Annotated in this window: 22 protein-coding genes; 10 read left to right on the forward strand and 12 right to left on the reverse strand. The window is 68.6% G+C overall.

The genetic code is table 11. The features are described 5' to 3' along the window. Nucleotides 1–4 precede the first annotated feature (4 nt). Nucleotides 5–1,612 (forward strand): class I adenylate-forming enzyme family protein, encoded by a 1,608-nt coding sequence (locus AAFO60_RS03490; protein WP_347954776.1) that lies wholly within the window; start codon nt 5–7, stop codon nt 1,610–1,612. Between the two features lie 19 nt (nt 1,613–1,631). After that, on the forward strand, nt 1,632–2,210 hold the full coding sequence (locus AAFO60_RS03495) for a TetR/AcrR family transcriptional regulator (protein ID WP_347955071.1): 579 nt from the start codon (nt 1,632–1,634) through the stop codon (nt 2,208–2,210). Nucleotides 2,211–2,338: 128 nt separating this feature from the next. On the opposite strand, the gene AAFO60_RS03500 is transcribed toward AAFO60_RS03495, so the two are convergent. Both AAFO60_RS03500 and AAFO60_RS03505 read right to left on the reverse strand, forming a co-directional pair. After that, nucleotides 2,339–3,898, reverse strand: coding sequence for a DHA2 family efflux MFS transporter permease subunit (locus tag AAFO60_RS03500; protein ID WP_347954777.1), 1,560 nt, complete (start codon nt 3,896–3,898; stop codon nt 2,339–2,341). Nucleotides 3,899–3,950: 52 nt separating this feature from the next. Beyond that, nucleotides 3,951–4,421 (reverse strand): MarR family winged helix-turn-helix transcriptional regulator, encoded by a 471-nt coding sequence (locus AAFO60_RS03505; RefSeq protein WP_347954778.1) that lies wholly within the window; start codon nt 4,419–4,421, stop codon nt 3,951–3,953. 72 nt (nt 4,422–4,493) lie between these two features. On the opposite strand from AAFO60_RS03505, the gene AAFO60_RS03510 reads away from it, so the two are divergent. The 4 genes from AAFO60_RS03510 to AAFO60_RS03525 all read left to right on the forward strand — a co-directional run bounded on the left by AAFO60_RS03510 (nt 4,494) and on the right by AAFO60_RS03525 (nt 7,302). Beyond that, nucleotides 4,494–5,003 (forward strand): glutathione peroxidase, encoded by a 510-nt coding sequence (locus AAFO60_RS03510; protein WP_347954779.1) that lies wholly within the window; start codon nt 4,494–4,496, stop codon nt 5,001–5,003. Between the two features lie 83 nt (nt 5,004–5,086). Continuing rightward, the gene (purS, locus tag AAFO60_RS03515; RefSeq protein WP_347954780.1) at nt 5,087–5,326 is read left to right on the forward strand and encodes a phosphoribosylformylglycinamidine synthase subunit PurS; all 240 of its coding nucleotides are present in this window, start codon (nt 5,087–5,089) and stop codon (nt 5,324–5,326) included. Between the two features lie 7 nt (nt 5,327–5,333). Further along, nucleotides 5,334–6,014, forward strand: a complete 681-nt coding sequence (purQ, locus tag AAFO60_RS03520) for a phosphoribosylformylglycinamidine synthase subunit PurQ (RefSeq protein ID WP_347954781.1) — start codon at nt 5,334–5,336, stop codon at nt 6,012–6,014. Nucleotides 6,015–6,021: 7 nt separating this feature from the next. Further along, nucleotides 6,022–7,302: a M18 family aminopeptidase gene (locus tag AAFO60_RS03525; protein WP_347954782.1), complete on the forward strand. Its 1,281-nt coding sequence runs from the start codon at nt 6,022–6,024 to the stop codon at nt 7,300–7,302. Nucleotides 7,303–7,323: 21 nt separating this feature from the next. Here the strand turns inward: AAFO60_RS03525 and AAFO60_RS03530 are convergent, their stop codons facing one another. After that, nucleotides 7,324–8,190, reverse strand: a complete 867-nt coding sequence (locus AAFO60_RS03530) for an NmrA family NAD(P)-binding protein (protein ID WP_347954783.1) — start codon at nt 8,188–8,190, stop codon at nt 7,324–7,326. Nucleotides 8,191–8,340: 150 nt separating this feature from the next. Between AAFO60_RS03530 and AAFO60_RS03535 the strand changes: the two genes are divergently transcribed. Continuing rightward, complete coding sequence (locus tag AAFO60_RS03535) at nt 8,341–8,742, forward strand: winged helix-turn-helix transcriptional regulator (protein ID WP_347955072.1); 402 nt, start codon at nt 8,341–8,343, stop codon at nt 8,740–8,742. Between the two features lie 3 nt (nt 8,743–8,745). On the opposite strand, the gene AAFO60_RS03540 is transcribed toward AAFO60_RS03535, so the two are convergent. Next, a complete protein-coding gene (locus tag AAFO60_RS03540) occupies nt 8,746–10,059 on the reverse strand; it encodes a PQQ-binding-like beta-propeller repeat protein (RefSeq protein WP_347954784.1) in 1,314 nt (437 codons plus the stop codon). Between the two features lie 361 nt (nt 10,060–10,420). Here AAFO60_RS03540 and AAFO60_RS03545 point away from each other — a divergent pair, with 361 nt between their 5' ends. Beyond that, the gene (locus tag AAFO60_RS03545) at nt 10,421–12,961 is read left to right on the forward strand and encodes an ATP-dependent Clp protease ATP-binding subunit (protein ID WP_347954785.1); all 2,541 of its coding nucleotides are present in this window, start codon (nt 10,421–10,423) and stop codon (nt 12,959–12,961) included. 168 nt (nt 12,962–13,129) lie between these two features. Further along, nucleotides 13,130–14,032, forward strand: coding sequence for an SGNH/GDSL hydrolase family protein (locus AAFO60_RS03550; protein WP_347954786.1), 903 nt, complete (start codon nt 13,130–13,132; stop codon nt 14,030–14,032). 24 nt (nt 14,033–14,056) lie between these two features. Here AAFO60_RS03550 and AAFO60_RS03555 read toward each other — a convergent pair whose 3' ends face one another. Continuing rightward, nucleotides 14,057–15,478 carry an acyltransferase gene (locus AAFO60_RS03555; protein ID WP_347954787.1) on the reverse strand — a complete coding sequence of 474 codons (1,422 nt, stop codon included), beginning with the start codon at nt 15,476–15,478 and terminating at the stop codon, nt 14,057–14,059. Nucleotides 15,479–15,755: 277 nt separating this feature from the next. Between AAFO60_RS03555 and AAFO60_RS03560 the strand changes: the two genes are divergently transcribed. Continuing rightward, nucleotides 15,756–16,778: an alpha/beta hydrolase gene (locus tag AAFO60_RS03560; RefSeq protein ID WP_347954788.1), complete on the forward strand. Its 1,023-nt coding sequence runs from the start codon at nt 15,756–15,758 to the stop codon at nt 16,776–16,778. An 810-nt stretch (nt 16,779–17,588) separates the two neighbouring features. On the opposite strand, the gene AAFO60_RS03565 is transcribed toward AAFO60_RS03560, so the two are convergent. The 7 genes from AAFO60_RS03565 to AAFO60_RS03595 all read right to left on the reverse strand — a co-directional run bounded on the left by AAFO60_RS03565 (nt 17,589) and on the right by AAFO60_RS03595 (nt 23,690). Continuing rightward, a complete protein-coding gene (locus tag AAFO60_RS03565) occupies nt 17,589–18,452 on the reverse strand; it encodes an alpha/beta fold hydrolase (protein WP_347954789.1) in 864 nt (287 codons plus the stop codon). Between the two features lie 79 nt (nt 18,453–18,531). After that, nucleotides 18,532–18,789, reverse strand: coding sequence for a hypothetical protein (locus AAFO60_RS03570; RefSeq protein WP_347954790.1), 258 nt, complete (start codon nt 18,787–18,789; stop codon nt 18,532–18,534). A gap of 17 nt (nt 18,790–18,806) precedes the next feature. Beyond that, nucleotides 18,807–19,172 (reverse strand): nuclear transport factor 2 family protein, encoded by a 366-nt coding sequence (locus tag AAFO60_RS03575; protein ID WP_347954791.1) that lies wholly within the window; start codon nt 19,170–19,172, stop codon nt 18,807–18,809. Between the two features lie 11 nt (nt 19,173–19,183). Then, nucleotides 19,184–20,740, reverse strand: a complete 1,557-nt coding sequence (locus AAFO60_RS03580) for an FAD-binding protein (RefSeq protein ID WP_347954792.1) — start codon at nt 20,738–20,740, stop codon at nt 19,184–19,186. Between the two features lie 144 nt (nt 20,741–20,884). Then, a complete protein-coding gene (locus AAFO60_RS03585) occupies nt 20,885–21,382 on the reverse strand; it encodes a flavin reductase family protein (RefSeq protein ID WP_347954793.1) in 498 nt (165 codons plus the stop codon). 128 nt (nt 21,383–21,510) lie between these two features. After that, nucleotides 21,511–22,326: an IclR family transcriptional regulator gene (locus AAFO60_RS03590; protein WP_347954794.1), complete on the reverse strand. Its 816-nt coding sequence runs from the start codon at nt 22,324–22,326 to the stop codon at nt 21,511–21,513. Nucleotides 22,327–22,544: 218 nt separating this feature from the next. Continuing rightward, nucleotides 22,545–23,690 carry a Rieske 2Fe-2S domain-containing protein gene (locus AAFO60_RS03595; RefSeq protein WP_347954795.1) on the reverse strand — a complete coding sequence of 382 codons (1,146 nt, stop codon included), beginning with the start codon at nt 23,688–23,690 and terminating at the stop codon, nt 22,545–22,547. Between the last annotated feature and the right edge of the window lie 134 nt (nt 23,691–23,824).

Below are 23,824 nucleotides of genomic sequence, written 5' to 3' on the forward strand. Positions count from 1 at the left end.
CGACATGGCTCTGACCACTTCCCACTGGCCCGCCGACACTTCGGTCCCGGTGCTGGCCCAGACCGTCGGCGGACTGCTGCGCGAGGCCGCTGCCGAGGAGGGCGACAAACAGGCACTGATCTCGGTGGCTCCCGATCGAGCCGCCCGCACGTGGACCTACCGGGAGCTGCTCTCCGACGCCGAGCACGCGGCCGCATGGCTGCTCGACCGATTCGAACCGGGTGAGGCCGTCGTCGTATGGGCGCCCAACGTACCCGAGTGGGTCGTCCTCCAGTACGGTGCGGCACTGGCCGGACTGGTTCTGGTGACGGCGAATCCCGCTCTCCGCGGCCCCGAGCTGGCTCATGTCCTCAACAGTTCAGGCGCCACCGCGGTGTTCTTCGTCGGTAGTTTCCGCGGCACCGACATGGCGGGACTGGTCGACGCGGTGCTGCCGGGCGCACCGGGGGTCCGGGAGTCGGTCACCCTCGAGGGATGGCTCGACGAGGTCCGGGCCACGGCGAGGCGCTCCGCACTCCCGGACGTCGATCCCGAATCTGCGACTCAGATCCAGTTCACCTCGGGAACCACCGGGCCGGCCAAGCCCGCCGTTCTCAGTCACCTGGCGATGGTGACCAACGCGGCCTACGTCCGGGCGCGATGCGGCGCGCCGTTCGGCGCCACGTACGTGACCGCACTCCCGCTCTTCCACACCGCCGGGTGCGGGCTCGCGGGCCTGGGGTCGGTGCACCAGCGAGCCACCCTCGTCCTGGGCGAACTGTTCGACCCGGCGACGCTGATCGCGGCGATCGCCGAGTACCGCGGCGTGGCGTTCGGCGGGGTGCCTGCGATGCTGCATGCGATGCTCGCGTATCCGGCCTCGGCTGAGACGGATCTGTCCTCGCTCGAAGTGATCATGACCGGCGGCGACGCCGTCCCGCCGGCGCTGATCGACGGCTGGACCAGGCGGTACGGTGTGCGGGCCAGCGCCGTGTACGGGCAGACGGAACTGAGCCCGATCATCTGCCAGACGAGCCCCGACGACGATCGGGCCGACAACCTCGGCACCGCCGGCAGGCCGCTGCCCAATGTCGAGGTCGCCATCGTCGTGCCGGGTACCGCGCAGATCACCCCGGTCGGCGTCGAAGGGGAGATCTGCGCTCGCGGTTACCAGGCGATGCAGGGATATCTCGGTCTGCCGGAGGAGACCGCCCGCACCATCGACGCCGACGGCTGGGTGCACACCGGCGACCTCGGCACCATGGACGCCCGCGGATACGTCACGGTCACCGGGCGACTGAAGAATCTGATCATCCGAGGCGGAGAGAACATTCACCCGCGAGAGGTGGAGGAGGCGCTCATCGAGCATCCGGCGATCGCGAACGCGACGATCGTCGGGCTGCCGGATCCGGCTTGGGGCGAGACGGTTGCGGCCGTGCTGCAGCTCGATCCCGAGCGACCGGCGCCGTCGGCCGACGACCTGCGCACCTTCGTGCGGGAGCGGCTCTCGCCGCAGAAGACGCCGACGTCCTGGTACGTCACCGGTGACCTGCCGGTCAATGCGATGGGCAAACTGCAGCGGTTCCGCCTGCGTGAGCACATCGATGCCGGTCGGTTGAGTCCGCTCACCTAAGGTGACTGGCGTGGCCGGAATGACCAGGAAGCAGCAGCGAGAGCGAACGCACCAGACGCTGCTCGATGCGACGATGCGGTGTCTGGTCGAGTTCGGCTACGCCGGCACCACCACGCAGCGGATCCAGGAGGAGGCCGGCGTCTCGCGCGGCGCTCTGCTCCATCATTTCGGGTCGAAGACCGATCTGTTGGTCGCGGCGATCCACCACATCGCCGACATCCGACTGGCCGACGTCGACGTGATGGTCGCCGAGATGGGCGACGGGCCGCAAGCGCTGGTCGACATGGTCGCGGCCATGCGGGAGGCGATGACCGGCCCGCCCTTCCAGGCGGCCCTGGAACTGTGGACGGCGTCGCGAACCGACGACCAGCTCCGCGTCGCGTTGCTGCCGGCGGAGCGTCGCCTGGGAGAACGGATCCGCACGGTCTTCAACGAGCACTCCGGGATCTCCGATCCGCAGCGCTCGACCATCGCCTTCGAATCACTCATGGCGTTGATCCGCGGATTCGAGCTCACTCGGAACATGCGGTCCGACCAGCGCGCGGCCGATCTCGTGATCGCCGATTGGCTGGAGCGCGCCGCCGCGATGCGTGACTGACGAAACCGGCCGCACTCGACCCCACATCCGAAACGATCCGCGGGGTTCAGCGACGTTCGCGGGCGCTGTACGCCCGCGAACGTCGCCGAACCCCGCGGATCCGTGTGGTCGACGTTCGGTGCAGCCGGTCAGTGCATGGCGACCGGCACGCTCGTCTCGTCCTCCTCTGCGGCCACCACCATCTTCTTGCGCGGCAGGAAGAAGGCGGGGATCAGCGTCAGCGCGACCAGCGCTGTGGCGATGATGAACGTGTCGCCGTAGGTCGACGCGATGTCGGAGATCACCGATTGCCCTGCGCTCGCCACGGCCGCCGGATCCTGGACGTTCACCCCGTTGGCGACCATCGCCTCGCCGGTCTTGGTCGGATCGCCGCCGGCCTGCATGACGGCCCGCGACAGCGGCAGCAGCATGGTGGTGAAGATGACCGTGATGATCGCGGTACCGATCGACGATGAGGTCTGCTGGATCGCGTTCATCAGCGTCGAGCCGTCGGCGATCTCCTTGCCGCGCAGCGTGGCCAGCGAGGCCGACATGATCGGCATCATCGTCATGCCCATGCCCAGACCCTGGACGAACAGGGCGCCGCACAGGAACCAGTACGAGGTGTCGGTGCCGAGCGTGATGAACGCCGAGACGCCGACGGCGATCAGGACCAGGCCGCCGAGGACGAACTTGCCCGGGCCGATCTTGTCGGTCATCTTGCCTGCGATGGGCATGGTCAGCATCGCGCCGATGCCCTGCGGCGCCAGCAGCAGGCCCGCCGCCAGCGTGCTCTCGCCGCGCACCACGATGAAGTACTGCGGGTACAGCAGCGAGGCGCCGAAGAAGGCGATCGCGAACAGCGACATGGTGATGACGGAGATGCGCAGCGTGCTGTTCCGGAACAGGCGGAGGTCGAGCAGCGGATTCGACGAGCGGAGCGCGTGCCGGATGAAGCCGGCGATCAGCACGGCGCCGATGATCATCGGCAGGTAGACGCGCGGAGCGTTGAAGGTCTGCTCCTCGGCGCTCGACGAGACGCCGAACAGGAACAGCGCCAGGCCGGGGGACAGCATGAGCAGGCCGGGGATGTCGATCTTCTTCGCCTCCTCCTCGTCACCGCTCGGCAGTGCGACGAAGGCGTAGACCAGCGCGATGACGCCGATCGGGATGTTGATCAGGAAGACCCAGTGCCAGGACGCGATCTCGATCAGCCAGCCGCCCAGGATCGGGCCCATGATCGGACCCAGCAGCATCGGGATGCCGAGCACGGCCATGACCGAACCGACGCGTTCGGGACCGGCCGCGCGAGTCATGATCATCATGCCGATCGGCATGAGCAGACCGCCGCCGAAGCCCTGAACCACGCGGAAGGCGACGAGCGAACCGATGTTCCACGCCAACGCACACAGTGCCGAGCCGATCAAGAACAGCACGAGCGAGGCGATGTACACGCGCTTGGTGCCGAACCGTGACGCCGCCCAGCTGGCGGTGGGGATCACCGCGGCCAATGCGAGGGTGTAGCCGGTCATCGACCAGGCGGCTCCCGCCGCCGCGGTGTCGAACTCGGTCATGAAGGTGGGTTGGGCGACGGCGACGACGGTGACGTCGAGGATCGACATGATCGCGCCCAGGACGATGACGCCGGCGACGATGAACACATCGCGGCCGAGCTTGTCGCTCGTGACTCCCGGCGGGGAGGTGGTCATGGGGTTCTCTTTTCTGAAGATGTGGTGGAGCCGGGCGGAGTTCGGGGTGCGGTCAGCGTCTCGCGGAAACGCGTTTCGGAGCGAGGGCATCGATCGCGGCGGTCAGGGCCGACTGGAGTTCGCCGCGAACCCGGCCGGGGATCTCGGCGACCAGACCGGACAGATCGTCTTCGTGCATCCGGAATTCGGAGGCGATCAGCTCCTGTCCCTTCTCGGACAGGGACAGTCGCTTCACTCGACGATCGGTCGGGTCCTCGCGTCGGGCGACGAGATCGAGGACGACGAGCCGATCGGCGCCCCGACCAGCGGCCGCAAGCGACAGATTGACGGCGTCGGCGAGCTCATTCACCGACAGGTCATGGGCGCTGCGCGACAGGACCATCAGCATCCGGAGCTGCGAGAGCGTCAGCTCCGTCGCCGCCACGCGGTCGACGGTGCTGCAGGATGCGCGTGCCGCGATCTGGTCGAGGAATGCGACCAGCGAGCGGGTGCAAGACGCGACGGAGGATTCGGAATCGGACACCCAAAAGAACTTACGCATGCGCAACTATTGCTGCAACGCAATTAGTGGTGACTTCCCTCACCTGCACTTAGCATGTGGGACATGAGTCACTCCAGCATCAAAGACATCCCGGTCCACGCTCTCGACGGCGGCGAGTTCAGTCTCGCCGGGCTGCCCGGCCCGCTCCTGGTGGTCAACGTCGCCTCGAAATGCGGGCTCACCCCGCAGTACACCGCGCTCGAGCAGTTGCAGAAGGACTACGGCCCGCGCGGGCTGACCGTCGTCGGAGTCCCCTGCAACCAGTTCATGGGGCAGGAGCCCGGTACGCCCGAGGAGATCGCGACCTTCTGCTCGACGACCTACGGGGTGAGCTTCCCCCTCTTGGAGAAGGTCGACGTGAACGGCCCCGACCGACACCCGCTGTACGCGGCGCTGACCGAAACTCCTGATGCGCAAGGCGAATCCGGCGACATCCAGTGGAACTTCGAGAAGTTCCTGGTGGCCGCCGACGGGACGGTCGCCGGACGGTTCCGGCCCCGCACCGAGCCCGATGCGCCCGAAGTGATCACGGCCATCGAGGCAGCGCTCAGCAACCGGTCTTGAGCCAGGTAGAGTAGTTGCCGTATCCGTCCCGCCCATTCGGGCGAGACACGTCAAGACCATCGGTTTGAGGAGCAGTGCGGCGAATGGCGCGTGTAGTGGTCGATGTGATGCCCAAGGCCGAGATCCTGGACCCGCAGGGCCAGGCCATCGTCGGTGCGCTGGGACGCCTGGGGTTCACCGGCGTCGCAGACGTCCGCCAGGGCAAGCGTTTCGAGCTGGAAGTCGACGACTCGGTCGACGACGCCGCTCTCGAGCGGATCGCGGAGGAACTCCTGACCAACACGGTCATCGAGAACTTCAACGTCACCCGTGTCTCGGAGTAACGGCGCCATGACCGCTCGCATCGGAGTCATCACCTTTCCCGGCACCCTCGACGACGTCGACGCGGCCCGCGCCGTCAACGCCGCGGGCGGCGAAGCCGTCAGCCTCTGGCACGGCGACGCCGACCTCAAGGGTGTCGACGCGGTCATCGTCCCCGGCGGCTTCTCGTACGGCGACTACCTGCGCTGCGGCGCGATCGCCAAGTTCGCCCCGGTGATGGGCGAAGTGGTGGCCGCCGCGGAGCGCGGGATGCCGGTCCTGGGCATCTGCAACGGTTTCCAGATCCTCTGCGAGGCCGGGCTGCTGCCTGGCGCGCTCACGCGCAACGAGGGCCTGCACTTCATCTGCCGTGACCAGTGGTTGCGCGTGGAGTCCAACACCACCGCGTGGACCTCGCGCTACGAGGTCGGCGCCGAGATCCTCATCCCGCTGAAGTCGGGCGAGGGACGCTACGTCGCCTCGGAGCGGACCATCGAGGAGCTCAAGGGGGAGGGCCGGATCGCCTTCACCTACGCCGGCGGCAACCCGAACGGCTCGACCCTCGACATCGCGGGCATCGCCAGCGCCAACGGGCGCGTCGTCGGCCTGATGCCGCATCCGGAGCACGCCACCGAGGCGCTCACCGGACCGAGTGACGACGGCCTGGGCATGTTCTACTCGGCATTGGACGCGGTGCTGGCGAGCGTGTGATCAATCGATGACGGTGATCAGTACGGCTGACGCGGCGGGGCTCGGTGACTTCATCGACGCCTCGCCGTCGCCGTTTCACGTGTGCGCGACCGTGGCGACGGCCCTCGATGAGGCCGGCTACACCCCGCTGGCCGAGACCGACGACTGGACCGGCGCGGCCGACGGCCGCCACTACGTGGTGCGCGGCGGTTCCATCATCGCCTGGGATGCGGCCGCCGTCGCCGACGACCTGCGCTTCCGGATCGTCGGCGGACACACCGACAGTCCCAACCTGCGCGTCAAGCAGAACCCCGACCGCACCGCCGCCGGCCTTGCGACGGTCGCCCTCGAACCCTACGGCGGCGCCTGGCTGAACTCCTGGCTCGACCGCGACCTTGGGTTGTCGGGCCGACTGGCCTACGACGACGACGGCGCGGTCGGCTTCCGGCTCGTCCGCATCGACGAACCCATCCTTCGGGTACCGCAACTGGCGATCCACCTGTCCGACGACCGCAAGGGCGTGCACCTGGATCCGCAGCGGCACGTCGACGCGATCCGCGGCGTCGGTGAGGCGCAACCGCTGCTCGACTTCGTCGCGCAGCGGGCGGGCCTGCGTCCCGAGTCGGTGCTGGGCTGGGAGCTGATGACCCACGACGTCGCACCGTCGCAGGTCATCGGTGCCGCGGGCGATCTGCTCAGCGCACCGCGACTCGACAACCAGGCCACCTGCTACGCCGGGCTGCGTGCCCTGCTCGACGCAGGCGACGCCGTCGCGGCGGGGGCGGTTCGGATGCTCGCACTGTTCGACCACGAAGAGGTCGGCTCCGGATCCGAGCGCGGCGCCTCGTCGGACTTCCTGGTGACGGTCTGCGAACGGATCGTCGCCGCGGACGGCGGCGGTCGCGACGAGTTCCTTCGGGCGATGGCGGCGAGCGTCTGCGTCTCGGGCGACATGGCGCACGCCACCCACCCCAACTACACCGAGCGGCACGAGCCGTCGCACCGGATCGCGGTGGGCGGCGGGCCGGTGCTCAAGGTGAATCAGAACCTGCGGTACGCCTCCGACGCGATCGGTGAAGCCGAGTTCGCGCTGGCCTGCCGTGCCGCCGACGTGCCACTGCAGCGTTACGTGCATCGCGCCGATCTGCCGTGCGGCTCGACGATCGGCCCGCTCACCGCGACGCGGACCGGACTGCTCACCGTCGATGTCGGCGCGCCGCAACTGGCGATGCACAGTTGCCGCGAGCTGATGGGGACCGCCGACGTGCCGATGTACTCGGCCGCATTGGCGGCCTTCCTGCGTCGGTAGCGTCGGCGATCCCCGGGATCGTCAGTCGCTCGTGCTGAGCGCCGCGGCGACGACCTCGGCGAACGGGGTGGCGGGCCGACCGCGGAGGTCGGCGAGGTCGGTCGACGCCGAGTCGAGCGCGCCCGCGGCCGCCCAGGCGTCGGAATCGGCCAGGATCGCGGCGAAGGCCGCCGGGACACCGGCGGCGGTCAGCACCGCGGCGTACTCGGCCTCGGGCAGATCCTGATACGTCACCGGGCGCCCGCTCGCCGCGGCGAAGGCGGCTGCGATGTCCGCGTAGGTCAGGTGCTCGGCGCCGGCCAGTTCGTACACCGCGCCCGCCGGGGCGGACAACAGGGCAGCGGCCGCGGCGTCGGCGTAGTCGGCGCGTGCGGCCGGCGCGACCGTACCGGTGCCCGCGCTGCCCGCGAAGACACCCGTCGCGAGTGCGGGGGCGAGGGACTGGGTGTAGTTCTCCGAGTACCAGCCGTTGCGCAGCAGCACGGTGCCCAGACCGCTGTCGGCGAGCAGCTTCTCGGTGGCGCGATGCTCGGTCGCCAGGGCCAGCGGTGAGACGTCCGCGCGCAGGATGCTGGTGTAGGCGATCAGCGAGACCCCGGCGGCCGACGCGGCTTCGATGACGTTGGTGTGCTGGGGCAGCCGCTTGCCGACCTCCGGGCCCGACACCAGAAGCAGGCGGTCGACCCCGGACAGGGCGGCGCGCAGAGCCGACGGGTCGTCGTAGTCGGCCGTCCGAACCGTGACGCCGGCGGCGGTCAGCGTCGCGGCCTTCGTCTCATCGCGCACAACGGCCACGACGTCGGTCGGATCGACGCCGCGCTCGATCAATGCGGTCACGGCTGCTCCGCCGAGGCCGCCGGTCGCTCCGGTGACTGCATAGGTCGTCATGGTGATCCCTTCGTCGATGCGACGGAGGTTCCGCCGCTCTTTCACATCCATTTCATGATGCACTTACTAAAAGTAATGTGCAATGGTGACAGTCAGCACTGGATGGTGGGGGCGTAAGCTGACGGTATGTCCGACGTACAGCCCGAGGCGATGAATCCGGCGGTCGGCGGCGCCGAACCGCTGGTCGACGATCCGACGCTCGAGGCCGACGTCTTCTCCCGGAACTGCAGCTCGCGGGCGATCCTGCAGAACGTCACCAGCCGCTGGGGGCTGCTGGCGCTGGTCGCGCTGCTGGACGGCGAACTCCGGTTCAACGCGCTGCGCCGCCGCGTCGACGGCGTCAGCGAACGCATGCTGTCGGTGAGTCTGCAGTCACTCGAACGCGACGGCTACGTGCACCGCGAGATGCTCCAAGCGATCCCACCGCGGGTGGAGTACTCGCTCACCGACCGTGGCCGACAGGTCGCCGAGCGTCTGGCCGACCTGATCGACCTCGTCGAAGGGCAGGTCGATCAGGTCGACGAGGCACGTGCCGAGTACGACCGCCGCTGACGGTCAGTCGGGCCGCAACGCAGTGAGCGTGCTGCCCTGCCGCAGCACGATGGTCCCGTCGACCGACTCGGCGCTGCCGAGCAGGGGCTGCGACCACACCTGGCGGCCGGAATCGACGCCGACCGCCGTCAGCTGGTTGGGATTGGCGAACACCGCGACCTCGTCGGAGGCGCCCAGGCAGGTCGCGGAGTCGAGGTTGGCGTCCGGGTCGTCGAGTGCGGGCGGGGGCGACTCGCCGCGTCGAGTGCCGTCGGCGAGGTCGAAGAACACTCGCGAGCGGTCCTTGCGCGCCACCGACAGCACCGGACCGCACGGGCGCGGACTCGCCTTCGACAACTCCGGATCGTCCAGTCGCCATCGGGTCCGGCCGGTGGCCGGGTCGACGATCTCGTAGCGACCGGCCGCGTCCAACGCCGATCCGGTGCCCGCCGGCGCGAGCACGGGCAGCGTCGACGGCCCGCGCACCACGCGCATCCGCGACGCCGTCCCGACCGGCGTCCGCGACACCCCGCCCGCGGTGAACGGGTGGAAGGCGACGGATTCGTGGTCGATGCGGGTGCTGGTGACCGCCAGTCCGCCGGGATAGACGTCGACGGTGCACTGGCTGCACGAGAGGCGGTCGGTGCCGTCGGCCGGATCGATGACGTGATGGGTGTCGTCGGCGGTCGAGACCAGCAGCGCACCGCCGGCGTCGGTCGCGGTGGCCGCGGCGGCGAAGGTCCGGCTCCAGCGAGTCGCGCCGTCCGGGGTCCGCAGACTCACCTGGTAGCCGGTCTGGTTGACGTGCACGAAGCCGTCGCCGAATCCCAACAGCGCGGCGGTGTCGTCGCCGTCCGCGGTGCGGGTGAGCTCGCCGCTGGAACGATCGACCAGGTAGAAGCCGTTCTCGGGGCCTTCGATGCGCAACCGGATCGCGCAGCCGACCTGATGCCGCTCGTTCATCGCGCAGGCGCCGAAACCGGCATCGACGGGGTGATCCCAGCGCGGCGACCCGTTGCGGGCGTCGATGAGCAGGTACTCGCGTCGGATCCCCGCCGGGTAGGCGATCAACCAGTCGTCACCGTCGGTGGCGGCCACGGTGATCGCCCCGCCGCCCCCGACCCCGGGGAGGACCGAGTCGTCGAGCATCCAGGCCTGGGTCGGTGCGACCGCATACGACTGCAGGACTCCGGGTGCCGCGGGAGTCGCCGAGCGCGGCGTTCCCGAGAGGACGACGCCCGCGGTCACCGCCAGGGCGACGGACCCCGCAGCCGCCACCGCCGCCATGCCGCCGCGCAGCCGCGGGAGACGAGGGGGGAACCACCGGCTTCGGAACATGCAGACAGTCAATCACGCTCGAGCAGGGCCGCCGGAGTGATGCCGCGTTGCCGTTCGGTGACCTCGGCGGCGGGGCCCACGGGGTCGTCACCGAGGTCGCGGACCCCCAGGTCCACCCCGTCGGACGCCGCTTCAGCCCGGTCTTGACGTCCGTTCGCTCACGGCGTATCGGGCCGGGAACATTGCCCTTGAGCGCGGCGTTGTCAACCACAGAACCCCGCCGCAGTCCAGGGTCCTCACCCGAGGACGGGTGTAACCGCCGCGCTGCCTCGAACGACCACTACAGTGGAGGCAGGGCTGGCCGCCAAGTTCGTCACACTTTCGTGGCAGCGGCCGGGGCGCAAGCAATAGAGGGAGAACAATGTTCGAACGGTTCACCGACCGCGCACGCCGGGTCGTCGTCCTGGCGCAGGAAGAAGCGCGGATGCTCAACCACAACTACATCGGCACCGAGCACATCCTCTTGGGTCTCATCCACGAGGGCGAGGGCGTTGCGGCGAAGGCACTCGAGTCGCTCGGCATCTCGCTGGAAGCCGTCCGTAGCCAGGTGGAGGAGATCATCGGTCAGGGGCAGCAGGCCCCGTCCGGTCACATCCCGTTCACTCCGCGCGCCAAGAAGGTGCTGGAGCTGAGCCTGCGCGAGGCGCTGCAGCTGGGCCACAACTACATCGGCACCGAGCACATCCTGCTCGGTCTCATCCGCGAGGGCGAGGGCGTGGCAGCCCAGGTCCTGGTGAAGCTGGGCGCCGACCTCAACAAGGTGCGCCAGCAGGTCATCCAGCTCCTGTCGGGCTACCAGGGCAAGGAGCCCGCCGAGGCGGGCACCGGCGCCCGGTCGTCGGAGTCGGGCACCCCGTCGACGTCGCTCGTCCTGGATCAGTTCGGTCGAAATCTCACGACCGCCGCGAGCGAGGGCAAACTCGACCCCGTCATCGGTCGCGAGAAAGAGATCGAGCGGGTCATGCAGGTGCTCAGCCGCCGCACCAAGAACAACCCGGTGCTGATCGGCGAGCCCGGCGTCGGCAAGACCGCCGTCGTCGAGGGTCTGGCCCAGGCCATCGTCAACGGCGATGTCCCGGAGACCCTCAAGGACAAGCAGCTCTACACCCTCGACCTGGGTTCCCTGGTCGCGGGCAGCCGCTACCGCGGCGACTTCGAGGAACGCCTGAAGAAGGTCCTCAAGGAGATCAACACCCGCGGCGACATCATCCTGTTCATCGACGAGCTGCACCAGCTCGTCGGCGCGGGTGCCGCCGAGGGCGCGATCGACGCCGCCAGCATCCTGAAGCCGAAGCTGGCCCGCGGTGAGCTGCAGACGATCGGCGCCACCACTCTCGACGAGTACCGCAAGTACATCGAGAAGGACGCCGCGCTGGAACGACGCTTCCAGCCGGTCCAGGTCGGCGAGCCGTCGGTGGAGCACACCATCGAGATCCTCAAGGGCCTGCGCGACCGCTACGAGCAGCACCACAAGGTGTCCATCACCGACGGCGCCCTCGCGGCGGCGGCGACCCTGGCCGACCGGTACATCAACGACCGCTTCCTGCCCGACAAGGCGATCGACCTGATCGACGAGGCCGGCGCCCGGATGCGGATCCGCCGGATGACCGCTCCGCCAGACCTGCGCGAATTCGACGATCGGATCGCCGACGCGCGCAAGGAGAAGGAGTCGGCGATCGACGCGCAGGACTTCGAGAAGGCCGCGAGCCTGCGCGACAAGGAGAAGCAGCTCGTCGCCGAACGCGCCGAGCGGGAGAAGCAGTGGCGTGCCGGCGACCTCGACGTGGTCGCCGAGGTCGACGACGAGGAGATCGCCGAGGTCCTGGGCAACTGGACCGGTATTCCGGTCTTCAAGCTCACCGAGGAGGAGACCACCCGTCTGCTCCGCATGGAGGACGAGCTGCACAAGCGGATCATCGGTCAGAAGGACGCCGTCTCGGCTGTCTCGCGGGCCATCCGCCGCACGCGCGCCGGACTCAAGGACCCCAAGCGTCCGTCGGGCTCGTTCATCTTCGCCGGCCCCTCGGGCGTCGGTAAGACCGAGCTGTCCAAGGCGCTGGCCAACTTCCTGTTCGGCGAGGACGACGCGCTCATCCAGATCGACATGGGCGAGTTCCACGATCGCTTCACCGCATCGCGGCTCTTCGGTGCCCCTCCCGGCTACGTCGGCTACGACGAGGGCGGGCAGCTCACCGAGAAGGTCCGTCGCAAGCCCTTCTCCGTCGTCCTGTTCGACGAGATCGAGAAGGCCCACCCGGAGATCTACAACACCCTGTTGCAGGTCCTGGAAGACGGTCGACTCACCGACGGTCAGGGTCGCACGGTCGACTTCAAGAACACCGTGCTGATCTTCACCTCGAACCTGGGCACCCGCGACATCTCCAAGGCGGTCGGCGTCGGCTTCAGCAAGGACGACGGCAGCGGCTCGAACTACGAGCGGATGAAGCAGAAGGTCAACGACGAGCTCAAGAAGCACTTCCGGCCCGAGTTCCTCAACCGCATCGACGACATCATCGTCTTCCACCAGCTGACGCAGGACGAGATCATCCAGATGGTCGACCTGATGATCGGCCGCGTGGAGCAGCAGTTGAAGAACAAGGACATGGATCTGGAGCTGACCGAGAAGGCCAAGAACCTGCTCGCCAAGCGCGGCTTCGACCCCGTGCTCGGTGCGCGTCCGCTGCGTCGCACCATTCAGCGCGAGATCGAGGACCAGCTGTCGGAGAAGATCCTCTTCGAGGAGATCAACGCCGGCCAGATCATCCTGATCGACGTCGAGGGCTGGGACGGCGAAGGCGCCGGCGAGGACGCCAAGTTCACCTTCTCCGGCTCGCCGCGCCCGCGCGCGGTGCCGGACGCACCGGTCGAGCTGACCAAGACCGCCGAGGGCGAGGCGGGCTGACCTCGCCGCGTCGAGCGCACGTGACGGCGGCCGTCGTCGGGACCAGTTCCCGACGGCGGCCGCCGTCGTTTCGCCCCTGTCGGCGCCGAGCGTGGGATTGCTTACAGGACACGGTGATCGACCGGCGCGGTTAGGGGATTACACAGGTCGGTGTGTGAGACTTTTCCCATGCGCTCTTCCGTCAACCGCCCTGCGGCCGTCGCTGCAGTCGTTGCCGCGGTGGTCGTGACCGCTCTGGTCGGATTCGCCCTGTCGAGCTCGCGTGGGACCGCGGCGCCGAGCACCGCGTCGGTGGTCAGCGCGTCGGCGCGGAACGCGCCGGAGACCTACGTGGCGATGGGGAGTTCCTTCGCGGCGGGCCCCGGCGAGGGACCGATCGTCGATCGGCGCTGCCTGCGCACCGGTGACAACTATCCGCACCGAGTCGCCGAGAAGCTGGGGCTCGAGCTGGTCGACGTGACCTGCTCCGGGTCGACGGCGGCAGAGCTCGTCACCGGCCCCAAACACGATCGCAAGCATCGCCGACCGCAGGTGGAGGCCGTCGACCAGCGCACGCGACTGGTCACGATCACCACCGGCGGCAACGACATCGACTTCATCGGGCGGGTGATCTCCGAGGCGTGCACCAACATGCGGGCCCTCGGCTTGTCGCACTGCGGTTCCGGTCGGATGCCGCCGCCTGCTCCGGGGCCGGCCGATTACGCGGAACTGGAGGCCTCTCTGGTGTCTGCGGTCGACGCCATCAAGGCGCGGGCGCCGCAGGCTCAGGTGGTGCTCGTCGATTACACGCCGGTGGTCGCGCTCGATGCGCCGCCGTGTCGACTCCTGCCCTTGATGCCGTGGGAGGTGGAGCAGCAGGTGCGGATCACCGAGGAGATGTCAGCGGTCAATCAGCGCGTCGCCGAGCGGACCGGTGCGCAGCACATCTCGACGCAGGCGCTCGCCGGCGAGCATTCGACGTGCGGACCGCAGCCGTGGGTCCGCGGCTTCGGCAGCAAGATGGTCTTCCACCCCAATGCCGTCGGCAAGGAGGGGATCGCCGACCTCATCGTCGGGGCGCTGAGCGTCTGACGATGAGGTCGTCTTCGGGACGCTCTAGCTCTTGACCGGCTTGGCGTCGTGCGCGGCGTTGCTCTGCTTGACGCCGACGATCGCCGCCGACACCAACAGCAGCGCGCTGGTCGCGGCGATCAGGACGCCCAACTGGGTGTTGAAGCCCTCGTACACGGCCAGTCCGATCAGACCGCCGACGACGGCGACCACCGTCGAGCGACCCCACCGCTGGATGCGCCAGTCGATCCGTTCACGGCCGGTGGTGATCAGGCTGATCGGGCTGCGTCGCAGGACTTCGACCAGGTAGACGGTCACCGCGACCGTCACCAGGTACGTCACGATGAGGTTGAGCCACAGGGGCTTGTCGAGGTGCTCCCGGGAAGTCACGAGCACCGACGACAGGACGATCACGTGCGCGAGGTAGATGCCGAACGAACGGTCGGCGGCGGTTCGCATGACGTTGTCGGCGATCGATCCTGCGCGCCGCTTGTCCTGCCACAGGGTGCCCGCGATGTAGAGCAGGACGATGATGCCGACGAACGCGAACGCGTTGTGCACCATGAAGACGTTCGTCGCCCGGAACATCTCCTCGCCCTGGTCGACGTTGATCACGAAGTACACGAGCGTGACGATGATCGTGATCAGCGCGACGAGCACCAGCGGCCGGCGGAAGCGTCGCATGAAGCCGCTGAAGGCGTCGTAGTGGTAGGCCGCCAGACAGCCCGCGAGAATGAAGAACTGATACGGGAACAGGGTCACGCCGAGGTAGCGCCAGACGAGCCCGGGGACCCCGCTGGTGAAGACGTCGTGCGGCGGCCGGACCATGTGGAACAGCAGCCAGATGTGGAAGGCGCCGCTGCCGAGGAGCAGGTAGCGGTGATATCCCCAGGTCCGCTTGATCACCCACAGGACAGCGGGGAAGACCAGGTAGATCTGCATGCTGACCGACAGGAAGTACAGGTGGTAGGCGGCATTGCCGGTGATGAGGTCGTACACCAGGCTCTTGAGCGCCAGCCGTTCGGAGGCGCCGTCGGCGAAGATGCCGGTGACTGCGTCCCACCCGCCGCGCTGGTAGTGCCGGTTGGTCCAGTAGAACAGCGTCCACACCAGGAAGGGCAGACCGATGAGCTTGTATCGGCGGCGCCAGAAGGTGGGGGCGTGCAGTTCGCGGTTGCGGTACTGGTAGGTCAGCACGAAGCCGGTGAGCGCGAAGAAGCAGTAGCGGGTGTATCGCAGCATCAGCCCCACGCCCTGCGCCGCCATCGCGGTGAGCGGTGCCAGACCCAGGATCACGTGATCGAGGATCACTCCGCCGAAGGTGAACAGGCGGACGAAGTCGATCTGGTACAGGTGCCCATCGCGCCGTTTCGGCGTCGGTGTCGTGACCGGCGGCGTCTCCGTGTCGGGGACGCCGTCCCGGGGACGATCGGGAGCGTCGTCGAGTTTCGGTTGGGCGTTTACCACCTGGTACCTCGTCGTAGTCTGTGATTCACCGTCGGTCGTGGCACGACGATGTGCTGGCGCTGAGGCGACGTTACTAGCCAAGCCTGGGAACATTCACATCACCGGGCCGGATATTGCCGGGATAGTGAGGTAAATCCGGTTGTGGAGTGGTGTCGGCAACTTTCCGATTCCAACTTCGGCGCGAATTTCGAGTCGTTGAGCACCGCGGGCTACGATGTGACTGGAGTGACCACTGAGGTAAGAGGGGTTCAAGGTGCGTCGATTCAGTGCGCGAACGATGGCGGTCTCGAGTGTGTGCGCGGTGCTGCTCGCCGGTTCCGGTCTGGTCGGCGCGACCGCGGTCGCCGACCCCGCGACATCGACTGCCGCCGAACCGGCGACCGCGCAGCTGCCTGCACGTCTGGTCTCGCTGACGAAGGTCTCGCCGCAGGAGTCGCTGGCCGAGGTGTACTCGGGTGCGATGGGCAAGTCGATCCTCCTCAACGTGTTGCGGCCGCAGGGCAGTGAGGCGCCGGCCCCCATCCTGTATCTGCTCAACGGCGCGGGCGGCGGCGAGGACAGCGCCACCTGGCGGGCCAAGACCGACTACAAGAAGTTCTTCGCCGACAAGGACGTCAACGTCGTGACGCCGGTCGGCGGCGCCTTCTCGTACTACACGGACTGGCAGCGCGACGATCCGGTGCTCGGGCGCAACAAGTGGCAGACCTTCCTCACCGAGGAGCTTCCGCCGCTGCTCGACAAGGCGCTCGGTGCGACCGGTGCCAACGCCATCGCGGGCATCTCGATGTCGGGGACGTCGGTGTTCAACCTCGCCATAGCCGCACCCAAGCTGTATCGGTCGGTCGCCGCGTACAGCGGCTGCGCACGCACCAGCGACCCGCTCGGCCAGGCGTACGTCCGAACGGTCATCGGCGACCGCGGCCGCGGCGACATCACCAACATGTGGGGTCCGCTCGACGGGCCCGGCTGGCGCGAGAACGATCCGTATCTGCACGCCTCCGCGCTCAAGGGCGTCAACGTGTACATGACCTCGGGCACCGGGCTGCCCGGTCGGTACGACACCCTCGACTCGCGATTGATCAACGGCGATCCTGCGGTCCTCCTCGATCAGGTGGTCATGGGCGGCGTCATCGAGGCCGCCGTCCACAACTGCACCACGCAGATGGAACAGGCTCTGAAGGCGGCGGGCGTCAACACCACGACCATCACGCGACCCGTCGGAACGCACTCGTGGGAGTACTGGGAGAAGGACCTGCACACCACGTGGCCGATGATCGCCAAGGACCTCGGCATCCGCTGACCGTTTGCCCGGGTGCGGGGTCTCGATACGCCGCCTCGCTTCGCTCGGTGGCTACTCGACCAGCCTGGGGGCGGGCCTGCGTTTCGGGCGGCTACTGGGCGAGCGTGCCCTTTTTAGGCTGGTCGAGTAGCCCGGGAACGAAGTGAGCGAGCGTATCGAGACCGCGGCGCTGGTGGTCGTGCTGCTCGAGCACCCTGGGGGTTGTCGAGTATGCGGGGGAGCGTATCGAGGCGATGGTGCCGGGGTCTCGATACGCCGCCTCGCTTCGCTCGGTGGCTACTCGACCAGCCTGGGGGCGGGCCTGCGTTTCGGGCGGCTACTCGAGCACCCTGGGGGTGGGCGTGCGTTTCGGGCGGCTACGAGAGCGTGCCTTTCAGGCTGGTCGAGTAGCCCGGGAACGAAGTGAGCGAGCGTATCGAGACTGCGGCGCTGGTGGCCGTGCTACTCGAGCACCCTGGGGGTTGTCGAGTATGCGGGGAGCGTATCGAGGCGATGGTGCCGGGGTCTCGATACGCCGCCTCGCTTCGCTCGGTGGCTACTCGACCAGCCTGGGGGCGGCCTGCGTTTCGGACGCTTACTCGATCAGCCTGGGGGCGGCCTGCGTTTCGGACTGCTACTCGAGCACCCTGGGGGACGGGCCTGCGTTTCGGACGCTACTCGACCAGCCTGGGGGCGGGCCTGCGTTTCAGACGGCTACTCGAGCACCCTGGGGGACGGGCCTGCGTTTCGGGCGGCTGCAGGGGAGCGTGCCTTTCAGGCTGGTCGAGTAGCCCGGGAACGAAGTGAGCGAGCGTATCGAGACCGCGGCGATCACTGACGCAGGAACGCGAGGACCGTCCGCTCGAAGTCGGCTTTGGCCTCGACCATCGCCCAGTGGCCGCAATTGGGGAAGACGTGCAGTTCGACCTGCGGGATCAGGCGCATCGGAATCAGCGCCATGTCGAGCGGGCTCACGCGGTCGTCGCGTCCCCAGGTGATGAGGGTCTTGGCCGTCACCTTGTGGAACATCGCCCACTGCGGCGGGGCGTCGGAGGCGTGCATGGCCTTCATCATCGCGGCGAAGGCGACGCGTCCGTACATCCGGCGGGCGCTCTCCAGCGCGACCGGGTCGGTCGCCAGCTGCCAGCGCTCCTCGATCAGCTCGTCGGTGACGACGGCCGGGTCGTAGACCATCGAGTGCAGCCACTGGATCAGACCCTCGCGGGTGGGGTTCTCGGTGAAGTCCTGCAGCAGCTTGATGCCTTCGCCGGGGGCCGGGCTGAAGATGTTGCGGCCCACACCACCGATCGTGACGAGCCTGCGGATCCGGCCCGGATGGGCCAGGTCGTAGTTGACGCCGACACCGCCGCCCATCGAGTTGCCGATGACGTCGAACTCGTCGAGCCCGAGGGCGTCGACGAAGGCCTCCATGCCGCCCAGTGCGGTGGTCATCGGATGCCCGCCCCAGTCGTCGCTGACGCCGAACCCCGGGAACTCCAGCACCAGGCAGCGGAAGTGCTGTCCGAAGAAGCTGAGGTTGCCGCGGAAGTTGCGCCAGCCCGAGACCCCCGGACCCGAGCCGTGCAGCATCACCAGCGGCGGGCCGTCCCCGTACTCGTGATAGCGCAGCACGCCCTTGTCGGTCGGCAACTCGCGCAGCGTGGTGTCGTAATCGGGGATGACCGGGACGGTCATGGGGCCTCCTTCGGGCAGGGACGGGTGCCGCCGTCGGATCTCGGGGCGGCCGGGAAGATGATCGGGAGGGCCGACGCGGTCAGTCGAACCGGCCGGGCGTGGGCTCGCGACGCAGCGAATCGGTCGGCACGCGGCCGCGGCGCACCTGGTCGTCGATGCTGGCGCGCAGCGCCTCGCACCCGGGGATGCGGTCGGGATCGCGGCCCTCGGCGATGTGCCGGGCGAACTCGGGGCACGCGGTCCGCGCATCGGTCGTCCACTGGATGCTGGTGTGCACGGGGCTGAACTTCTCCACCAGGACCTGCGTGGCGCAGGTGGCGCAGGTGACTTCGTACATGCTGTCTGTCCTTCCGATCAGCCGGCGATCATGTCGGTCGGCGCCCAGAAGGCGCGCATCGAGGTGATGAGCCCGGAGTCGTCGAAGGTCATCACGTCGATCGGTTCGACGGTGTAGCGCGCCCCGCCGACCTCGGTGACCACTCGGAACGAGAACGCCGCTTCGCGGCCGACGATCCGGGCCACGAGCAACTCGGTGGTGATCTCGCCGCTCAGGCCGCCGTAGAACTCCTCGATGGCCGCCCGGCCGTGGCGGGGCGGCGACCCGACCGGGTCTTCGAGGGTGGCGTCGTCGGCGTACAGCGCGGCCACCCGCGCGGCGTCACCGCCGGCGACGGCTGCCAGATAGGCGTCGACGGCGGCGGCGATGTCGGGTGCGGTCATGGGTCTTCTCCTCAGTCCTGGGCCAGCAGGTCGCGGACGGCGAGGTGGGCGAAGAGCATCGAGGTGCCGATCGGGTTCCCGCCGCCCGGGTACACGGTCCCGCTCGGGGCCGCCATGGTGTTGCCTGCCGCGTACAGGCCGGTGATGGTGGTGCCGTCGGCGCGTAGGACGTTGCCCGCGTTGCCCGTCCGCAGGCCGCCCTTGGTGCCGAGGTCCGACAACCCGAATGCGGCGGCGTGGAACGGACCGCGCTCGACGGCCACCATCGGCGACTGGCCGCCGGAGAAGGCGCGGTCGTAGGCCTCACCGCCGCGATCGAAGTCCGGATCGACGCCGGTCGCCACGTGCTCGTTGTAGCGGGCGACGGTCGCGGTCAGCTTCTCGGCCGGAACGCCGATCTTCGCCGCCAGCTCCTCGAGGGTGTCGGCGGTGTGCCACAGGCCCGCATCGTGATAGTCCTGCGTCGGGAAGAAGGAGACGTTGGGCGCCTTGACCGGCGGCACGCCGTCGTCGGCGTCGTCGTAGATCATCCAGAAGGGCAGCGTCACGGTGCCGTCGTCGATCTGCGCCAGCACCTCGCGGCCCAATCGGTCGTAGGCGGCCGACTCGTTGACGAACCGCTCACCGTCCTGGTTGACGAAGATGCCGCCGGTGAACCACAGGGCGAAGGCCGAGCGGCCGTCGGGGTGGGTGAGCCCGGGCGACCACCAGGCCTGATCCATCAGGTCGGTGTCGGCGCCCGCGGCGATGCCGGCGCGGTGCGCCAGGCCCTGGTTGGTGGGCGGGCCCATGGTGTCGCGGGCGGCGCCGGGCACCCCGAACTCGCCGCGCATCGCGTCGTTGCCCTCGAATCCGCCGCTGGCCAGCACCACGCCGAGACGGGCGCGGATCGCCGTGCGTCGCCCGTCGGTCTCGACGATCGCACCGACGACGACGCCGCGGTCGACGACGAGGTCGACCAGTGGGCTGCGCAGGCGGGTGGTGGCGTTCGGGTACTGGGCGATCGCGGTGAGGAAGCGGGCGATCAGCGCACGGCCGCCGATGAAGTAGTCGTCGGGGGTGTCGGTGCCGTGCCGGTCGACGTCGAGCGGACCGCGGACGAGGTCTTTGAACTCGGGGGCCTTCGACACCCGCAGCGGGCTCGGCATCACGTGGCGCATGCCGTCGAGGCGGGCGCCGGGCGCCTTGCCGAAGTAGTCGGGCCACGGGAGCGTCTGGAACTTGAGGTGCTCGTCGGTCTCGAGATACGCCAGCAGCGGGGCGCCGCCGCGCACGTAGGTCTCCTGCAGGTCGGCCGGGGTGCGGTCGCCGACGACGGCGCGATAGTAGGTGAGCGCGTCCTCGATGGTGTCGTCGACGCCTGCGCGCTGCACCACCGGGTTGCACGGGTACCAGACCCCGCCGCCGCCGGAGTACGAGGTGGTGCCGCCGAACTTGTCGGAGGCCTCGACCATCAGCACCGACAGTCCTTCGCGCGCGGCGGTGTAGGTGCCGCACACTCCGCCCGCCCCGGATCCGACGACGATGACGTCGTACTCTTCACTCCATTCGGGCGTGCTCTCGGGCATCGATGGTGCTCCATCCGGGTCGGGCGCGACGCGGGTCGCGCAGCGTGGGTCGCGTGGCGGACGCCACTCGACCGTAAGGTCGGGGTCGCGGCGACCGCCGCGCGTTTCCCGCTCACCGGGAAACTCCGGTCGGGGCGCGCCGGTTCAGCGCAGGTTCTCGAAGGCGCCGCGGTAGAACAGCAGCGGTCCGGTCGCGGCGGACGCGGACAGCGCGGTGATCCGGCAGACGACGATCGTGTGATCGCCCGCGTCGTGCTCGGCGTCGATCGTCGCTTCGATGTGGGCGAGCGCGTCGGCGATCCGCGGCGAGCCGTTGCCCGCCGGGGTGTGCGCGACTCCGGCGAACTTGTCGGTGCCCGAGGCGGCGAACTGTCGGCACAGCGCGGACTGCTGCTCGGCGAGCACGTTGATGCTGAGCGCGCCGGAACGGCGCAGCCGCGGCCAGCTCGACGAGGTCTTGGCCGGGCAGAACGAGATCAGCGGCGGGTCCAGGGAGACCGAGACGACGGACTGGCAGGTCAGGCCGACCGGCTCGGCGTCGTCGTACCCGGTGATGATCGCGACGCCGGTCGCGAAGTGGCCCATGACCTCGCGCAGCAGGTCGGATTCGAGGGGCGGACGGTCGGTGACGAGGCTGGGCATGAATCCTCCGATCGGTCATCCGGGCGGTCCCGGATCTGCGAGTGGCTGGTCGTCTTCGATGATCGGCCCTCGCGGTGACCGATGGGCTCGGGCTCCCGTTGAGTGGTCAGCAGGCCTCGAAAGCGACGTCAGCCGGCGACCGGCAGGTGCCGCATCGCCATGGCCCGCCGCTGCTGGAGGGTGGGGGTGAGGCGCAGTTCGTCGTCGCCGCCGGCGTTGCGCCACATGCCCATGGCGGCCATCCGCAGCGGAGCGGCGAGCTGGTTGTCGAGCTTGAGCTGATCGACCGGGCCGCAGATCGAGACGGCGGCCACCGCGCTGCCCGGCTCGCCGACCGGCACCGCGATGCAGCCGAAGCGGGGGACGGCCTCCTCGCGTTCGACGGCGAGGCCGCGCTCGCGAACGGTCTGCAGCTCCTTGACCAGGTGCCGGGCCGAGCCGATCGAGTACCGCGTCTTGCGCTCGAGTTCGCCGCTCGCCGGGCCGGCCTGCGCCGGCGAGGTGTCGGCGTGAGCGAGCAGGACCTTGCCGATCGCCGTGCAGTGCGCGGGCTGGCGTCCGCCGACGCGCGTGGGCAGGGCCTTGCCCATGTGCTCGCCGATCTTCTCCAGGTACACCACGTCGCCGTCTTGCAGGACGCCGAGATGGACGACGAAGCCGGTCATCCGCTGGAGCTCGTGCAGGAAGGGCAGGGCCGACCGGTGGAGTCGGTCCTGGTGCACGGCCAGCGACCCGAGTTCGACCAGGCGCATGCCGAGCTCGTACTCGCGGCCCTCCCGGCGCAGCCAGCGCAGGGCGACGAGACGTTCGAGCATCCGGTGGGCCGACGAGCGGGGCAGTCCGGTGCGGCGCACGATCTGGGCCAGGCTCTGTCGGGCGTGGCCGTCGAACGTGTCCAGGACGAGGGTGAGGCGGTCCAGCACGGCGCTCGGGGTCTCAGTCATGGCTTTCCCTTCCGGGTCGATCAAGAGGTAATCGGGTGAGGATCGATGTGCATGGTCCACAACGAAGCTGTGACCTGCGTTTTTCTATTAGATATACCGAGTATAGACCTCACTGAGAGGTTCGTCACCCCTGAGGGGCCGAAGTGCTCTGAAACATGCGAAGACGCCGTGCTCCGCGGAGGCGGAACACGGCGTCTGCGATGCGCGCGGCGAGCGGCTCAGGCCGGGGCTTCGTCCCTGGCGGCGAGGTTGGCGTCGACCTCCGCCTGCCAGTTCTCCACGGCGCGCGTGGTGTCGATCTCGAACTCGAAGCGGCGGGTCATGTCCTCGGTGATCTCACCGACGTCGGTGTAGAACTGCTGGTACCAGCGGCGCAGCTGGTACACCGGACCGTCCTCCTCCGACAGCAGCGGATTGTCGATGGGCGCCTTGTCGCGCCAGATCGCCACGTCCTGCTCGAAGCCGACCTTGACGCCCTTGGCGAACTTGGCGGCCATCCGGTCGGCCGCCTCGTCGGACATCCCCGCCGGCTTGCGGACGCTGGCGCCGTACATCAGGACGAACGAGTTGTTGTCGATCGGGTAGTGGCAGTTGATCAGGTTGGTCTCCACCACGCGGCCGCCGACGTAGTTGCGCAGCACGTCGATCATGTACGAGGGGCCGTAATAGGTGGCCTCGGACTCCAGGCGCGAGTCGGGATCGTCGTAGCTGGTGCCGATGCCGACGTCCTCGCGCGGGGTCGAGTGCATGATCTGCCGGGCCACGTGTCCTTCGAAGATGTTCTTGAAGAACCTCGGGAAGGCGAAGTGGATGTAGAAGAAGTGGGCCATGTCGACCACGTTGTCGACGATCTCCCGGCAGTGCGAGCCCTCGATGACGATGGAACTCCAGTTCCAGTCGGTCCACTCGTCGGTGCCGTAACCCTCGATCTCGGGAATGGTGACCTCGTCGGTGGGCTTGCTGCCCTCGGCGTCGTACCAGACGAACAACTGGCCGTTGCGCTCCAGCGACGGCCACGAGCGGGTCTTGGCGATCGGCGGGACGCGGCGCGCATACGGGATGCCGGTGCACCGACCGTTGCCGCCCCACCGCCAGTCGTGGAACGGGCAGGCGATCGAATCGCCCTTGATCTCACCCTTGGCGAGGTTGCCGCCCATGTGCCTGCAGTAGGCGTCGAGGATGTGGAGCTTGCCGTCGCTCTGCGAGGCGAACACCACCAGTTCGGTGCCGAAGGCCTTGATCTGGTGCGGTTTTCCGTCGCGGAAGTCCTTCAGCAGGCCGAGGCAATGCCAGCCGCGGGCGAATCGAGTGGGTGCTCCGGCCGACTCGATCTCCCGGATCTCCTGATCGTCGATGGTGGTCATGACGCGTGCTCCTCTTCGGGCCGACGCAGTGGTCGGCCGGCGCTCTCGGGCGGGGGATTCCGGGTGAACAATGCCCGGCTGTGCCTGATTGTGAGAGCGATCGGAGCGGCGCGGAGACTTCGGTCCCGCTGACT

Source organism: Gordonia aichiensis, assembly GCF_039946255.1.
Classification (GTDB): Bacteria; Actinomycetota; Actinomycetes; order Mycobacteriales; family Mycobacteriaceae; genus Gordonia; species Gordonia aichiensis_A.

What these genes read in the sequence shown, in the direction of transcription:
- AAFO60_RS03575 (WP_347954791.1), bottom strand. Translation starts at nt 19,172, where the DNA reads ATGACCGCACCCGACATCGCCGCCGCCGTCGACGCCTATCTGGCAGCC.
- purQ (WP_347954781.1), top strand. Translation starts at nt 5,334, where the DNA reads ATGACCGCTCGCATCGGAGTCATCACCTTTCCCGGCACCCTCGACGAC.
- AAFO60_RS03500 (WP_347954777.1), bottom strand. Translation starts at nt 3,898, where the DNA reads ATGACCACCTCCCCGCCGGGAGTCACGAGCGACAAGCTCGGCCGCGAT.
- AAFO60_RS03535 (WP_347955072.1), top strand. Translation starts at nt 8,341, where the DNA reads ATGAATCCGGCGGTCGGCGGCGCCGAACCGCTGGTCGACGATCCGACG.
- AAFO60_RS03495 (WP_347955071.1), top strand. Translation starts at nt 1,632, where the DNA reads ATGACCAGGAAGCAGCAGCGAGAGCGAACGCACCAGACGCTGCTCGAT.
- AAFO60_RS03580 (WP_347954792.1), bottom strand. Translation starts at nt 20,740, where the DNA reads ATGCCCGAGAGCACGCCCGAATGGAGTGAAGAGTACGACGTCATCGTC.
- AAFO60_RS03550 (WP_347954786.1), top strand. Translation starts at nt 13,130, where the DNA reads ATGCGCTCTTCCGTCAACCGCCCTGCGGCCGTCGCTGCAGTCGTTGCC.
- AAFO60_RS03590 (WP_347954794.1), bottom strand. Translation starts at nt 22,326, where the DNA reads ATGACTGAGACCCCGAGCGCCGTGCTGGACCGCCTCACCCTCGTCCTG.
- AAFO60_RS03585 (WP_347954793.1), bottom strand. Translation starts at nt 21,382, where the DNA reads ATGCCCAGCCTCGTCACCGACCGTCCGCCCCTCGAATCCGACCTGCTG.
- AAFO60_RS03530 (WP_347954783.1), bottom strand. Translation starts at nt 8,190, where the DNA reads ATGACGACCTATGCAGTCACCGGAGCGACCGGCGGCCTCGGCGGAGCA.
- AAFO60_RS03525 (WP_347954782.1), top strand. Translation starts at nt 6,022, where the DNA reads ATGACGGTGATCAGTACGGCTGACGCGGCGGGGCTCGGTGACTTCATC.
- AAFO60_RS03595 (WP_347954795.1), bottom strand. Translation starts at nt 23,690, where the DNA reads ATGACCACCATCGACGATCAGGAGATCCGGGAGATCGAGTCGGCCGGA.
- AAFO60_RS03545 (WP_347954785.1), top strand. Translation starts at nt 10,421, where the DNA reads ATGTTCGAACGGTTCACCGACCGCGCACGCCGGGTCGTCGTCCTGGCG.
- AAFO60_RS03560 (WP_347954788.1), top strand. Translation starts at nt 15,756, where the DNA reads ATGGCGGTCTCGAGTGTGTGCGCGGTGCTGCTCGCCGGTTCCGGTCTG.
- purS (WP_347954780.1), top strand. Translation starts at nt 5,087, where the DNA reads ATGGCGCGTGTAGTGGTCGATGTGATGCCCAAGGCCGAGATCCTGGAC.
- AAFO60_RS03565 (WP_347954789.1), bottom strand. Translation starts at nt 18,452, where the DNA reads ATGACCGTCCCGGTCATCCCCGATTACGACACCACGCTGCGCGAGTTG.
- AAFO60_RS03510 (WP_347954779.1), top strand. Translation starts at nt 4,494, where the DNA reads ATGTGGGACATGAGTCACTCCAGCATCAAAGACATCCCGGTCCACGCT.
- AAFO60_RS03490 (WP_347954776.1), top strand. Translation starts at nt 5, where the DNA reads ATGGCTCTGACCACTTCCCACTGGCCCGCCGACACTTCGGTCCCGGTG.
- AAFO60_RS03540 (WP_347954784.1), bottom strand. Translation starts at nt 10,059, where the DNA reads ATGTTCCGAAGCCGGTGGTTCCCCCCTCGTCTCCCGCGGCTGCGCGGC.
- AAFO60_RS03570 (WP_347954790.1), bottom strand. Translation starts at nt 18,789, where the DNA reads ATGTACGAAGTCACCTGCGCCACCTGCGCCACGCAGGTCCTGGTGGAG.